This window comes from Nonomuraea sp. NPDC049625 (genome assembly GCF_040675285.1).
In the GTDB taxonomy this organism is placed as follows: Bacteria; Actinomycetota; Actinomycetes; order Streptosporangiales; family Streptosporangiaceae; genus Nonomuraea; species Nonomuraea angiospora_A.
This window is the reverse complement of record NZ_JBFAOQ010000006.1, coordinates 107,229-120,427: the sequence shown is the minus strand read 5'-3', so window position 1 is coordinate 120,427 and position 13,199 is coordinate 107,229. Positions and strand designations below refer to the sequence as shown.

Below are 13,199 nucleotides of genomic sequence, written 5' to 3'. Positions count from 1 at the left end.
GAGCGCTCATTCGAGGCATGTTAGGCGCCTGCCGGGTAGGGGATTCGGTCAGCTGCGCCGCAGCTCAGGGGTCTCGAAGGTATCTCCTGTGGCGCTGTCTGCGAGGGGGTGAGATGGCGAGAACCGTCGGTGTGGAAGAGGAATTTCTGCTGCTGGAAGCGGGCTCTGCAGAGCCCGCCCCGCTGGTGGGGAAGGTCCTCAGCAGGGCAGGTGAGCATCCGTGGCGGCGTAACGGCGGCGGCTTGCACAGGGAGCTGTTCCAGACGCAGGTCGAGGCGGCCACCGGGACGTGCACGACGCTCGCCGAACTGCGCACCCACTTGCATGCCGCCCGCGTTCTGCTGGCGGCCGCCGCTCGCGACGAGGGGCTGGAGTTGGTGTCGGTGGGTACGCCGATGCTGGCCGGTGCTGCGCCGGCCTTGTCGGAGGGCGAGCGGTTCACACGGATCGGGGAGATGTACGCAGGTGTGATCGCCGACTACCAGAGCTGCGGGTGCCACGTGCACGTCGGCGTGGCGGATCGTGAGACGGCCGTCGCCGTGATGAACCACCTGCGTCCCTGGCTGCCCACGCTGCTGGCACTGTCGGTCAACTCGCCGTTCGACCGGGGGCGCGACACCGGGTACGCGAGCTGGCGGATGGTGCAGCAATCGCGCTTCCCCGGTTCGGGGGTGCCGCCGTGGTTCGACTCGGCCGCCGCATATGAGCGGCAGGTGGATCGCCTGGTCGACTGCGGCGTACTGGTGGACGAGGGCATGTCGTTCTGGCTGGCCAGGCCGGGCGTCGGGTTGCCGACCGTGGAGGTACGCGCCGCTGACGCGGCCGGTACGACCGACGAGGCGGTGCTGCAAGCGGCGCTGACCAGGGGCCTGGTCAGCACGGCAGAGGCCGCTCTGCGGGCGGGGCGGGAGGCGCCGAGGGTGCACGAGCAGGTGTGCGCCGCGGCGGTGTGGAACGCGGCGCGCTACGGGTTGGACGGGCCGGGGGTCGACGCGCTCGAGGAGCGCGCCGTGCCCGCCGTGCAGCTGCTTGGCCAGCTTGTCGGGTATGTGAGCGGCGCCCTGGCCGACAGCGGCGACCTGGCCGAGGTCGAGGATCTGGTGGTCCGGGTACGGCGGGCGGGCACGGGCGCCGAGCGGCAGCGCCGCGCCGCCGTGAGAGGGCCTGGGGCGGTGCTGGAGATGCTGAGCAGTCAGACCGTGTGGGAGCAGCGGCCGCGGACGTACAGGGAGAGCGCATGAAGGAGCCGAAACTGCCCCGAGCCCGTGGGCCGCTGTCTGCAGGGGTGATTTCGGCGCTGACATTCGGAGAACCGGCGCCGCGCGTGGGCAGGGCCGACCCTCTCGGGGACGACCTGCAGCTCGCGCTGTATCTCTGCTACGAGCTGCACTATCGCGGGTTTGCCGGCGTCAGTGGCGAGCGGGAGTGGGACCCTGAGCTGTTGCGGATGCGTGGCGAGCTGGAGGGGTTGTTCCTGGAGGCGCTCAAGGGCGGGACCGCCGGGGGCGACGACGTGATCGCGGTGCTGGAGGAGCTGCTGGTCGAGCCGATCGACGCGCAGGGGGTTTCGCACCATCTGCGCGACGATGGCGAGTTGTGGCAGGTGCGGGAGTACATCGTCCATCGGTCGATCTACCACCTCAAGGAGGCCGACCCGCACGCCTGGGCCATTCCCCGGCTGCAGGGCAAGGCGAAGGCCTCGCTGGTGGCGGTGGAGTTCGACGAGTTCGGCGGCGGGCGGGCCGAGCGCATGCACGCCCAGTTGTTCGCCGACCTGATGGACGAGCTCGGACTCGACTCCTCCTACGGGGCCTACCTGGAGATGGCGCCCGCCGAGATGCTGGCGGTCGTGAACATGATGTCGCTGTTCGGCCTGCATCGCAGCCTACGCGGAGCACTGGTCGGGCACTTCGCGGCGGCCGAGATCACCACCGCGCCCAGCGCCAGGCGGATGGCGCAGGGCTTGACCCGGCTGGGCGTCGATCCGCTGTTCTTCACCGAGCACATCGAGGCCGACGCCGTCCACGAGCAGGTGCTGCGACGTGACGTCATCGGTGACCTGCTGCATCGGGAGCCCGGGCTGGCAGCCGACGTGGTCTTCGGCGTGCAGGCGACGGACTGGCTGGAGGGGCGGTTCGGCGAGTTGGTGCTGGGCCGTTGGCGGTCCGGCCGCAGTTCGCTGCTGTTTCCGGTATCCGATTTACGGTAGGTGGTGGCGATGTTCCTGCTGAGACCGCCAGGCGTTTACCGGCCACAGGGGGATACGGCGCTGTTGGCCGCCGCGTTCCGGCTGATCCATCTCCCGCGGGGAGCCAGGGTGCTCGACGTGGGCACCGGAACCGGTGTGATCGCCGTGGTCGCCGCGCAGCGGGACGGCGTCCGGGTGACCGCCGTCGACCGGTCGCTGCGCGCGGTGCTGGCCGCCAGGTTCAACACGCTGATCCGGGGGCTCGAGGTACGGGTGGTGCACGGCGACCTGTTCGCGCCGCTGGCTGGGGAGGTGTTCGACCTCATCGTGACGAATCCTCCTTACGTACCGGGTAATGCCGTGCCGCCGCCCGCCCACGGCAGGGCGCGGGCCTGGGACGGAGGGCTGGATGGGCGCGGGATTCTCGACCGCATCTGCTCGCTGGCACCCGCGCACCTGGCGGATGGCGGATCGCTGCTGATGGTGCATTCGGCGCTCAACGGTGTCGAGGCGTCGTTGCGCCGGCTTGGCGAGGCGGGGCTGACCGCGTCGGTGGTGGCCAGGCAACGGGAGCGTTTCGGACCTGTCATGCGGGCGAGGGAGGAGAGCCTCAGGGCCCGGGGGCTGCTGCAACCGGGGGACAACGACGAGGAACTGGTGGTCATCCGTGCAGACAAATCCGAATGCGCCACGGGGCGGTACGCAGCCTGAGGCGCGCAGAGTCACGATGGTGCCCGGCGGGCCCATGCTGGTCGAGGGGCCGGTCGAGGTCCATCTGGAAGACGGCTCGGTGGTCACGTCCGACCGGTTCCTGGTGGCGTTGTGCGTCTGCAGACGCAGCCGCAGGTTTCCGTTCTGCGACACCAGCCATCGACGCCGCACCCTGTGAGTGCCAGAAACTTGGCCAGCGCTGTTGACCTGCGGTTCGGCACTCGAGCGTGCGCTCGGCATCATGGGCTGGCGGCTGACCGACCATCTGCATGCCGACCTGCCGCTGGACGCGCTGGAGATGGCGATCTGGCGCAGGGACCTCAAAGACCATCCGCACCGCACGCTCACGAAGTTCGTCGGGGTATTTCCTGGGGCTGGCATCGCGTGTGAATCTCCCTTCCGCCGGCACGATCATGCTGGCTTCAGGGCCTTCGACCAACCTGGAACGGTTCAGGTCGCTGACCATGCAGCGGCCCTGCATCAGAATGCGGACACGTAGGTCCTCAAGGTCTCGGCAGTGATGAACAGTTTCGCGGCGATCCCGCGGCGGGCAGGGCGATGGCGATCCGTTCGAGGGCCTCCAAGCTCGGTGCCCTTCGCGTGTCGTCTCGGGCTCGTAGGGGATGGCAGCGGTGGCGGTCAGGCCTGGGAGAGTGGCAGGCCTTGATGGTTGAGGTAGGCCACGATGCGGTAGGTGTCGTCTGCGTCCCGGTGGAGCAGGTACGACGATGACAGGTGGACGTGTTCGCCGCCGGCGGTGCGAGGTGCGGTCCATTCGGTGCGGACGAGCACGTACCGGTCGTCGAGATGCTGGTGGGTCAGGGTGTCGAGGGCGGCCGGGCCAATGCCCGCATCGGCGAACATCTGCGCGCGTCTGGGCAGGGCCTGCAGGAACGCGGCGCGGGGCACGGGCCGCGCGCCGCCGGCGTCCCCGGCCAGGAACACTTCGGCGAAGCAGCCCGCCAAAGTGTCCACATCCAGACTGTCGCCTGCCTGGGCGAAGACGTCGAAGAAGCGGCGGAGCTCGTCAGCGTGGGAGGTGGCCTCGGACATGGGATGGATCCTCTCCTGTTGGAGGTTCGGTGTGACACGTAGGTCGAGAAGGGGCGCTGACAGCGTTGTAGGCATGGCGAGGCCGCGGCGGTGTACGGAAGTTCGGCCGGTTCAGGTCGTGCTGGGGACGGTGGCACGGACCAAGCGGCACAGATCGCCGGAGCGCAGCGCGTCCGAACGCCGCCACAGCGCGGGAACGAGGCAATCGGCCTGCCGCAGGTGCTCGACCGCCTCCAGCCCTTGCCGTTCGAGCAGGCCCGAGAGCTCTTCGGGAGTAAAGAGAGACAGCCATGGCTCGCCTCGCTCGGCAGCGGCGGGCAGCAGGAGCCGGGCGTAGGCGTTGCCTCGATCGTCACGCAGAGTGGCCGGCACGGCGTACTCCATCACCAGTTCGCTGCCGGGCGCCATGCGGCCCACGGCGGCCAACGTAGCGGCGATCGCCTCGTGGGTGAGGTACATGGTCACGCCGAGCCAGGTGACCAGGGCGGGCTTGCCGGGGTCGAACCCCGCTCTGTGAAGGGCGTCCATCAGATCGTCGGACTCGAAGTCCACCGGCGCGAAGGCCAGCCCATCGGGCACAGCGATGCCGGCCGCGGCCATCGCGTCGCGTTTGCCCTGCTGGGTGATGGGATGGTCGACCTCGATCACGCGGACCGGCCGGGCAGCCGGGTCACTGCGCCAGGCGAAGGTGTCGAGCCCGGCGCCCAGCACCACGTACTGCTCCAGGCCGTTGCGGAACAGCTCTGTGGCGCGGCGCTCGGCGTAGTGGCCGCGGGCGGTGGCCTGGGCGCGTGCCCCTGCGAGTACGGGGTGATCGCCGTGCGCTTGGTGGTAGCCGATCAGTTCCTCGGCCCGGTCACCGAGCAGGGAGGCGGCCAGGGTGTCGCAGAGGATGAACGGCTCGCTGTCCACGACAAGGTGGGCGGCACGGGCCGCCGCGGCCATGATGGCAGTCTGACTGGGATGCGAGTTACGCATGGAGGGGCGTTCCCTTTCTTCCTCGCCGGGAACACCGATGCTAAATGCACTTCACAAATATGTATAACCATCATAGCAATTGGAAGTTAATTTAAAATAATGAGCCCATAACGATATCGAACCATTCTTCTGGCTGTTCTGTATTGTCGTGGCTGGGATCAGCCCCGTCGTCGTTTCGTTCTGTGCCGACGCGTGCCGTGCTGTATCGCGTACACGCGAGCAACCACCGAGCAGCCATCGCCTGGTCGGTTGCGTCCACAGGCGGGATGGCTCGCAGCGGACCTCGGATGCGATGCATGGTCTGCCTGACGTGCATGGACGTGATTTTGGCAGGCGCAGGGGGCCGCGGCCTGCACGTTCGCCCACGACAAGATCGTGAAGATCGAACGCATCTCCACCCGGGACCGCCTCCGCCGCGTCGAAGCGGAAGGCACGGCCGGTCGATGAACCGGCCGCTTGACATGCCGGTGACGGAGTGGATCAATGGCGGACTTGTGCGCATCATTGCCGGAACGTTAGTCCTCGCCACCATGATCGCCGGGTGCTCGGGCGAGCCCGTGGACACGACCCAGCACGTCGCAGTCGCGCCCCCTTCACCCACGACCGCGCCCCCCTCGCCACGGGCGACCCCCTCGCCACGGGCGACGCCGAGCCGGACGCCGTTGACCAACGATCAGGCGGCTCGGCGTTATCTGGGCATCGTGCGTCCGTACAACATCGCCCTTGAACGACTCGAACAGGCGATCAACGGCGGCCAGTCCGTCACGGTGCTACGCCGCCGGGCGGCGCAGGTCGCCACCACGAACCAGACACAGATCCGGCAGTTGACCGATACCGCCTGGCCCAGGGCACTGCGCGGTCTCATGGGCCGGCTCAAGGCCGAATCGCTGAAGGCGCAACGCCACTGGCTCGGGGCCGCCCGTGCCCGTACCCGCGACGCACTCGTCCAAGAGGTGCTGAACGCCATCCGTTACGACGGAAAACCAGCGGTGGGAAAGATCCGTACCCTGCTGCACCTGGAGCAGTACGACGAGGACGACTATTCATAGGCCGGGCGCCCCGGTAAACCACCTCGGCGGGGCCGCACTCCAGCCGTGGATGGCGCCCGCCGCCTCATCACGCCGGCTCGGGCACGCGGGTACGCCGCCTGCTGATCAGGCGTACCACCATGACGATCCAGGCCACCGCCGCGATCGCGCCCGCCGCGACGAGACCCGTCGTGAGCAGCCAGGTGTATCCGCCCGTCGTGGAGAACACGCCATTACGGGCACCCGTGTCACGCGCGGGCACCGCCTTACCCTCCGCCATTCCGTCGGGCTCGTCATAAAGAATGACGTCGGCCCGCTTGGCGCTGCCCTCCGTGGCGGTGAAGTCGCCGTACCAGGAGCAAGAACGCCGGCCGCAATCCTCGTGGACCGCGGTGAAAGTACCGAGCGTGCCGTTCCCGGCGTTGGCCTGCCATGCGGGAACCACATCGGCCGCACTGAAGACCAGCCCGATAATGGCGATGGCAGGGAGCCCGAGCCAGACGAAGATCTTCGTCCGCCAGCTACTGATCGTTTCTAAACCAACCATGGCCGGTGACCCTAGCACGCAACCGGACGAAGGGCTCTGCGCTGGTAGTGATTCGAGTTATTGAGCCCCACAGCATCCGGCCCGACATGATTGTGATCTTGGAAGGACGGCTGATCACGGAAAGTGGGCCAGACCCAAAGGCAACCCGCATCCTGCCGGAAGATCGGCAACGGCGTGGGGCGGTCCCCACAGTTCAGGAGCACCCTACGGGCTTCGGCAGGGACGACGGCACCTTGAACCCCGACTTGCCGAACCACCTGTGCAGCAGTCGCGTGGCCGTGCCGTCGTGCCACATCGCGGCGATCGCCTGGTTGACGGCCTCGCAGGTGGCGGTGTCGCCCTTCTTGATCCCGACTCCCCAGCCCTCGGTGCTGACGGGGTCGTTCAGCAGCCTGAAACGGCCCGGCTCCTGCTCGGCGAACCCCGCCAGAATCAGGTCCAGGGTGCTGATCGCGTCGAGCCGGCCGTCGGCTAGCTTGCGTACGCAGTCGGAGTAGTTGGCCGCGGGCACCAGTTGCATGGGGAGGTTCAGATTGCCGTTGGGCGGGGGGTCGACGATCCGGCGGTAGGAGTTCGAGCCCTCCGCCAGGCAGAGCCGCTTGCCCCGCAGGTCGGTCACCTTCTTGATGCTGGTGTCGCTCGCGCGGACCATCGTGTCCTGCGGGGTGACGATATAGGGCCCACCGAAGGTCACCATGGGCCGGCGCGAAGGGGCGATGCTGTAGGTGGCGACGATGAGGTCCACGCTGCCGTTCTGGAGCAGGGCCTCGCGGGTGGACGAGGCTGACTCCCGCCACGTGATCTGCACCTGCCGGCCCTTGGCGATGTGGTCGACGATGTACTTGGCCACGTCCGCGTCGAAGCCCTCGGGAGGGCCCTCCCCGGTCTTCAGACCCAGGCTCGGCTGGTCCCACTTGGTGCCGACGACGACCCGGCCGGCGTTCCTGATCTTGCCCACGACGGTTGTGTACGAGCCCGTGCTGCCGCACGCGGCGACCAACGCCGCCACCGTCAATCCCGCGAGCGCCACCCCACGCATGGACACAGTCTGGGGGCTGGGCAAACGATACGGATCGGCCTTGAGGCGGTTTCAACAGAGAAATGGGGCCTTCTTGGAGATTTGCGGACGTACGGGCACCGCAGTACCCGTACGTCCGGTCACTCCACGGGACGGTCGGGGGCCAGCCCGGCGCCCTCAGCGGGCGCGCGAGTTGATGCCCCTTTCGTCCTTTGCCTTGGGGAAGGTGGGCTGGTCAGGGCGTTATCAGCTGGGCTGGGGGCGTGGCTGAGCGGACAATCCTGGCTCGGTCTCGACGAGAATGCCCTGGCTGATCAGGCGCTTGAGCTTGTCGGTTCGCAGCACGTTGACCCTCATGCTCATCGCCTTCATCAGTCCCAGCAGCCGCAGGACATCGATCTCGTTCTCTTCGCCAGCGCCGCCACGACACCGCGCAGCAGGGCTGGGGACGGGTTGGTGGCTGCCGGTGTAGCCGAGTTCTCTTATCTCACGAAACAACTGCTGGACTGGCACGGCGGGGTCGGTGGCCCGCCGCTCTCGCAGGTGATCGCGGTAAGGATCGACGAGGGTGCCCAGTACGAGGAATGTTCGCGTTTACGTTGCCGAAAAAGCGAACGTCACCTGCGCTCCGTCCTGAACGAGTACATCGATCACTACAACGCGCACCGACCCAATCGGGCTCGTGGGCAGCGACCACCCGATCACGATGAACATGTGGTGGTGCCGATGGAAGGCCGGATCGAACGCCACAATGTACTCGGAGGAGCGATCAACGAGTACCGTCGAGCCGCATGGCTCGGACGGAGAAATCCCAGCTCAAACCATGCGCGCGAGTTTGACGCCCGACAGGCTACAGCCTCGCGTCCTGACGATTACATGACCGGTTCTCTAGGGGGAGGCCGGGCCGAGGCTCCATCCGGTGACGTTGCCCTTGACGTCGCCCGCGGCCAGCCAGGACTCCCCGTCGTCCTCGGCGATCACCACCGAGTAGACGCGCCCACCGGGAGACTTCAGCGGGTCGCCGAGTTGCTTGCCGCTGCGCAGGTCCCAGACGCGGATGGTCCCGTCGAACCCGCCGGAGGCGACGACCGCGCGGCCCTTCACCCTGCCCACCGCCAGGCAGGCGACCTCGGCGGTGTGGCCGGAGAAGGAGGTCTGCTCCCGGCCGTTGCGCAGGTCCCAGACGCGGATCTTGCGGTCGGAGCCGCCGCTGATGCCCACCGGCGCGCCGTCCATCACGGTGGTCGCCACAGCGAAGACATCACCGCTGTGGCCGTGGAAGGTGGCGCCCAGGGCGCCGGTCTCCAGGCTCCACACCCGCGCGGTGTCGTCGGCCGACGCAGTCACCGCGAACGGGTGCCCGTCCATCGTGCCGGTCGCGACACCGAACACCGGGTCGCCGCCCGCCGCCTTGGGCTGGGGCCCGGAGTCCTTGCCCGTCTTCGGGTCCCACACGTGGACCTTTCCGGCCTCGTCGCCGCTGACCAGGACCGTCTTGCCCGACACCCGCGCCGGGGCGATCGCGTAGACCATTTTCTGGTGGCCTTTGTAGGTGGGGCCGAGCGGCTCGACGCTCTCCGCGCCGGAGACGATGACGGCGCCATTCCGCAGCCGCCTGAACGTGGCCGCCTGCCCGTCTACTTCGCCCACGTCGATGGCAGCGTCTGTCTCCTCGCCGCCGGCGTTCTTCAGCTCGGCGAGTTCGCTGGGGCGCGTGTCGAACTTCCACACCTTGGCCACCCCCTTGGTGCTGCCGGCCAGCACCGCGCGCTGTCCGGCGTAGATGCTCACCGCCAGGGTGTTCACCTCGTCGCCGAGGGTGACCTCTGCCACCCTCCTGCCGTACGGCCGGGCGGCGACGCTGGTCGTGGCCGACGGTATGTCCGTCGCCGCCAAGGGCGTGGGTGTTGATGGAGAGTCGCTCGCTCCCCACCGCAGGGCCAGCACAATCACGCTCACGAGTACCGCCACGGAGGTGACCGAGCCCACCACCAGGAACTTGGATCGCTTGCGGCGTGAGTCCGTGGTGAGGGCGGTGGGTGGCGTTCCGGGAGCGGGTGTCCCGGCGAGCCCGGCGAGGGGCGGTCCTGCTGACGGCGTGCCGGTAGAAGGCGTCCAGGCGGGTGTCACTCCGGCCGGAGGAGCTTCCGCTGGTGGAGCTGCGGCCGGGTCCCCGCCGACGGGCTTGGTCACGGTCTGGCCCTGACCGAGGAGGAGGTGCAGGACCTCGGCTGCCGTGGGACGTTCCGGCGGCGCCTTGGCCAAGCAGCGGGAGAGAACGGCGCGCAGGGGCTCGGGGACGCCGTCCAGATCCGGCTGGGCGTTGAGGATGCGGTACATTACTGCAGGCAGTGTGTCCTGGCCGAAAAACGGGCGCCCGGTCGCGGCGAAGCCCACGGTCACCGCCCAGCTGAACACGTCGGATGCGGGCTGCGCCGGCTCACCGTGGATCATCTCGGGAGCCATGTACGCCGGGGTGCCCACCGAGCCGCCGGTAGCGGTCATGTCGATCGCGCGCGCGATGCCGAAATCGATCACCCGGGGGCCGTCGGAGCCCAACAGGACGTTCGACGGCTTGAAGTCGCGGTGGACGATCCCGGCCCGGTGGATGGCCGCCAGTGCGGTGGCCGTGCTGACCGCGATGCGATCGAGCGCGCCTCCGGACCTGGGTCCGTGCTCGCGGACGGAATCCTCCAGTGACGGGCCGTCAACGAACTCCGACACGATGTAGGATCTGTCGCCGTCGACCGCCACGTCCAGCACGCGGGCTGTGCAGAACGCTGCCACCCGCATGGCCGCGTCCACCTCGCGTAAGAAACGCCCGCGCGCCTCGCTCCTGCTCGCCAGCCTGGCATGCAGTACCTTGATCGCCACCCGCTCGCCCGAGGCACGCTCGGCCAAGTAGACCACGCCCTGCCCGCCCTCACCGAGGCCCCCAACGATGCGGTAGTCACCCAGCTGGGTCGGCTCGCCAGCTTGCAGGGGGCGGAACATAGTTCCCGACGATACACGTTCAGCAGATCAACGGCGATTCCGCACGTTCGCGCACCTGGGGGTCGTGGACCGCGGGATCCTGCTGGTCAATTCGCGGAGCGTGGGGTGCGGTCCGTGGTTGTTGTGGATCATGAGGAGGGCAATCCAGGCTGCTGGCCGTTCCGGCAGGTCCTGCGGGCGCGCGGGCGGTCCGAGGGCGCTCCGGGTCAGCATGCGGGGCAGGGCGCGGGGCGCGTCGTACCGGAGCTCGGTGACCTGGCGCAGGCGGGAGCGCGCGGTACAAGATCATGTAGAAGAGACGGAATGCCATGAGCCTCGAGCAAGCCCGACTTCGCCCACTGCTCCGGTCAGGAAACCTGGGACAGACCCGCAGCTCACAACGGTGAGCAGACTATTGACACCCTTCAAGGCCAGGTGCACGCGCCGGGCGGGCTGACGAGGTCGGCCCAGGATTTGCCGCATGCAGTTGTAACAACTATCGTTACGACCAGAACCGAGGGGCGGGGGAGGTGGAGTCCGACGTGAGTGCCAACAGCAGACTGACCATCGCGGCGCACGCCCTGACATGGATCGGGCTGTATCAGCGGCGTGGCCACGAGGTCGCAACCTCCGAGCAGATCGCGACGAGCGTCAACACCAACCCGGTGGTGATCCGCCGCCTGCTGGGCGAGCTGCGCAAGGCCGGCCTGGCCGATTCACGGCGGGGTGCGGGGGCGGGCTGGATGCTCGCGCGGGACCTGGCGGCGATCACCCTGCTCGACGTCTACGAGGCGATCGAACCGGGACCGGTCTTCGCCCTGCATCGCGCGGCACCGGACCCCGGGTGCGTCGTGGGCCACGGCATCGGGCCGGCGATGACCGCCGTGTACGACAATGTGGAGGCCGCCCTGCGCAGCGAGCTGGCCAAGACCACGCTGGAGGACGTGCTGCGGGACGTCTTGAAAGCCGCCTGACCTCGGACCGTCGACTTCCCCTGGTCGAGGGGGTCGCATCTTGCGCATCGCTGATGTAACCAACATGGTTACATCAAGAAATTGGAGAGTCTCATGGGACAACTGAACGACAAGACCGCCCTCGTCACGGGCGCCTCCAGCGGCATCGGCCTGGCGATCGCCCGCCGTTTCGCCGCCGAGGGCGCGACCGTCTACCTGACCGGGCGCCGCAAGGCCGCGCTGGACGCCGCCGTCGCGCAGGTCGGCGCCCGAGGCATCGCCATCCAGGGCGACGCCTCGGACCTCGGCGACCTCGACCGGCTCTTCGCCGAGATCGCGAACCGCAGCGGCCGCCTGGACATCGTGGTGGTCAACGCCGGGGTCGGGGACTACGGCCCGCTCGGCGCGATCACCGAGGAGGAGTACGACCGCACTACCTCGATCAATCTCAAGGGCACGGTCTTCACCGTCCAAAAGGCGCTGCCGCTGCTGACGGCCGGCGCCTCGGTGATGCTGCTTTCCTCCAGCTCGGCCCTGCGGGCCGTCCCGGGCCTGGGCGTCTACGCCGCCACCAAGGCCGCGATCCGCAGCCTCGCCCGCACCTGGGCCGCCGAGCTGGCCGGCCGCGGAATCCGCGTCAACGCCCTCACCCCCGGCCCTGTCGAAACCCCGGGCCTGGACGGGCTCCTCGCCGCTTTCCCGCACGGCGATCGGCCCGCCGCGGCCGAGCTCGCCCCACCGACCCCGCTCGGCCGCGCCGGCCATCCCGACGAGGTCGCCGCCACCGCCCTCTACCTGGCCGGCGACCAAAGCACGTTCACCACCGGCGCGGAGCTGTTCGTCGACGGCGGCGCCACACAGCTCTAGGCGCCAAATCGGCGACGCCGGACGCATTCGACGCTCCAGGGCGTCCGAGCCGCGTACTTGCGACCGTCGTCAGGGCAACGGCTTCGAGACAACTTCGACACAACAAGGAGTGAGTCATGAAGAGCGTGGTCCACTACCGGGCGGGCGACGCGGCAGCCCGATCCCCGGCACCAGGACGGCAACCAGGTCGTCTTCCTCGCCGGTGACGACGAGAGCGCCAAGCGCCCTTCACACGGCTGCTGACCGAATTCGGGTTCGCGCCGGTCGACCGCGCTGGGCGAAGGCGGGGCGCTCATGCAGCTCGGCGGGCCGCTGAGCGGCAAGCCCAGGGCTGAGGCCCGACCGGCGCACCTCATACGAAAGAAAGACAAAGGACAAGGACGATGGCAACAGATACTCAGACCTCGCGGACCGTGGCCGAGAAGTTCGTGGAGCGCCTCGGCAGGCAGGACCCCGACGGCATCCAGGAACTGTTCGCCGAGGAGATCGACTGGCACGTCCCCGGCAGTGACGCGCTGCCCTGGACCGGGCGCCGTACCCGCGGGGAGGAGGTCGCGCCGTACTTCACCACGATGTGGCCGCACTTCGCGCACGGCAGGAGCAAGGTCGTGCTGGAGCGCGTCATCGTCGACGGTGGTGACGTGGTGCTGCTGGCGGTCTTCACGCACACCGTCGTGGCCAGCGGGAAGGAGTTCACCACACCGGCGGCCATGCACCTGATGGTCGAGGACAACCGGATCGTCCGCATGCACCTGTACGAGGACACGCTGACCGTCGAGGAGGCGTTCAACGCCGGCTGAGTGGAGAGAGCTCAGGGTCCCGTGGCCCAGGGCACATGGCGGCCAGGGTCTCGCGTTCGCCGAGTTTCGGGCCGGCCGGCGCC

The 13,199-nt window shown here is 68.6% G+C and carries 15 protein-coding genes; 9 read left to right on the top strand and 6 right to left on the bottom strand.

The window, feature by feature from the left end; translation table 11 throughout:
- Nucleotides 1-113: 113 nt before the first annotated feature.
- From AB0J87_RS26555 to AB0J87_RS26535, 5 genes are all read left to right on the top strand, one after another.
- Nucleotides 114-1,241, top strand: coding sequence for a glutamate--cysteine ligase (locus AB0J87_RS26555; RefSeq protein ID WP_363969288.1), 1,128 nt, complete (start codon nt 114-116; stop codon nt 1,239-1,241).
- On the top strand, nt 1,238-2,209 hold the full coding sequence (locus AB0J87_RS26550; protein WP_363969286.1) for an iron-containing redox enzyme family protein: 972 nt from the start codon (nt 1,238-1,240) through the stop codon (nt 2,207-2,209). The genes AB0J87_RS26555 and AB0J87_RS26550 overlap by 4 nt, the downstream gene beginning before the upstream one ends.
- Nucleotides 2,210-2,218: 9 nt before the next feature.
- Nucleotides 2,219-2,899: a HemK2/MTQ2 family protein methyltransferase gene (locus AB0J87_RS26545; protein ID WP_363970120.1), complete on the top strand. Its 681-nt coding sequence runs from the start codon at nt 2,219-2,221 to the stop codon at nt 2,897-2,899.
- A 16-nt stretch (nt 2,900-2,915) separates the two neighbouring features.
- Complete coding sequence (locus AB0J87_RS26540) at nt 2,916-3,077, top strand: CDGSH iron-sulfur domain-containing protein (RefSeq protein ID WP_363969284.1); 162 nt, start codon at nt 2,916-2,918, stop codon at nt 3,075-3,077.
- A 63-nt stretch (nt 3,078-3,140) separates the two neighbouring features.
- Nucleotides 3,141-3,398 (top strand): hypothetical protein, encoded by a 258-nt coding sequence (locus tag AB0J87_RS26535; protein ID WP_363969282.1) that lies wholly within the window; start codon nt 3,141-3,143, stop codon nt 3,396-3,398.
- Nucleotides 3,399-3,538: 140 nt separating this feature from the next.
- Here the strand turns inward: AB0J87_RS26535 and AB0J87_RS26530 are convergent, their stop codons facing one another.
- Together AB0J87_RS26530 and AB0J87_RS26525 are read right to left on the bottom strand one after the other, a co-directional pair.
- A complete protein-coding gene (locus AB0J87_RS26530; protein ID WP_363969280.1) occupies nt 3,539-3,952 on the bottom strand; it encodes a hypothetical protein in 414 nt (137 codons plus the stop codon).
- A gap of 111 nt (nt 3,953-4,063) precedes the next feature.
- Nucleotides 4,064-4,897: a class I SAM-dependent methyltransferase gene (locus tag AB0J87_RS26525; RefSeq protein ID WP_363969277.1), complete on the bottom strand. Its 834-nt coding sequence runs from the start codon at nt 4,895-4,897 to the stop codon at nt 4,064-4,066.
- 695 nt (nt 4,898-5,592) lie between these two features.
- Between AB0J87_RS26525 and AB0J87_RS26520 the strand changes: the two genes are divergently transcribed.
- On the top strand, nt 5,593-5,979 hold the full coding sequence (locus tag AB0J87_RS26520) for a hypothetical protein (RefSeq protein ID WP_363969275.1): 387 nt from the start codon (nt 5,593-5,595) through the stop codon (nt 5,977-5,979).
- Between the two features lie 67 nt (nt 5,980-6,046).
- On the opposite strand, the gene AB0J87_RS26515 is transcribed toward AB0J87_RS26520, so the two are convergent.
- The 4 genes from AB0J87_RS26515 to AB0J87_RS26500 all read right to left on the bottom strand — a co-directional run bounded on the left by AB0J87_RS26515 (nt 6,047) and on the right by AB0J87_RS26500 (nt 10,517).
- On the bottom strand, nt 6,047-6,505 hold the full coding sequence (locus AB0J87_RS26515) for a hypothetical protein (protein ID WP_363969273.1): 459 nt from the start codon (nt 6,503-6,505) through the stop codon (nt 6,047-6,049).
- A gap of 193 nt (nt 6,506-6,698) precedes the next feature.
- Complete coding sequence (locus AB0J87_RS26510; RefSeq protein ID WP_363969271.1) at nt 6,699-7,544, bottom strand: glutamate ABC transporter substrate-binding protein; 846 nt, start codon at nt 7,542-7,544, stop codon at nt 6,699-6,701.
- Nucleotides 7,545-7,769: 225 nt separating this feature from the next.
- Nucleotides 7,770-8,036: a hypothetical protein gene (locus AB0J87_RS26505; RefSeq protein WP_363969269.1), complete on the bottom strand. Its 267-nt coding sequence runs from the start codon at nt 8,034-8,036 to the stop codon at nt 7,770-7,772.
- A gap of 375 nt (nt 8,037-8,411) precedes the next feature.
- Nucleotides 8,412-10,517, bottom strand: coding sequence for a serine/threonine-protein kinase (locus AB0J87_RS26500; protein ID WP_363969267.1), 2,106 nt, complete (start codon nt 10,515-10,517; stop codon nt 8,412-8,414).
- Nucleotides 10,518-11,038: 521 nt separating this feature from the next.
- Between AB0J87_RS26500 and AB0J87_RS26495 the strand changes: the two genes are divergently transcribed.
- The 3 genes from AB0J87_RS26495 to AB0J87_RS26485 all read left to right on the top strand — a co-directional run bounded on the left by AB0J87_RS26495 (nt 11,039) and on the right by AB0J87_RS26485 (nt 13,116).
- Nucleotides 11,039-11,470 (top strand): Rrf2 family transcriptional regulator, encoded by a 432-nt coding sequence (locus AB0J87_RS26495; RefSeq protein WP_363969265.1) that lies wholly within the window; start codon nt 11,039-11,041, stop codon nt 11,468-11,470.
- Nucleotides 11,471-11,563: 93 nt separating this feature from the next.
- Nucleotides 11,564-12,316, top strand: coding sequence for an SDR family oxidoreductase (locus AB0J87_RS26490; protein ID WP_363969263.1), 753 nt, complete (start codon nt 11,564-11,566; stop codon nt 12,314-12,316).
- A gap of 383 nt (nt 12,317-12,699) precedes the next feature.
- The gene (locus tag AB0J87_RS26485) at nt 12,700-13,116 is read left to right on the top strand and encodes a nuclear transport factor 2 family protein (protein ID WP_363969261.1); all 417 of its coding nucleotides are present in this window, start codon (nt 12,700-12,702) and stop codon (nt 13,114-13,116) included.
- Nucleotides 13,117-13,199 lie beyond the last annotated feature (83 nt).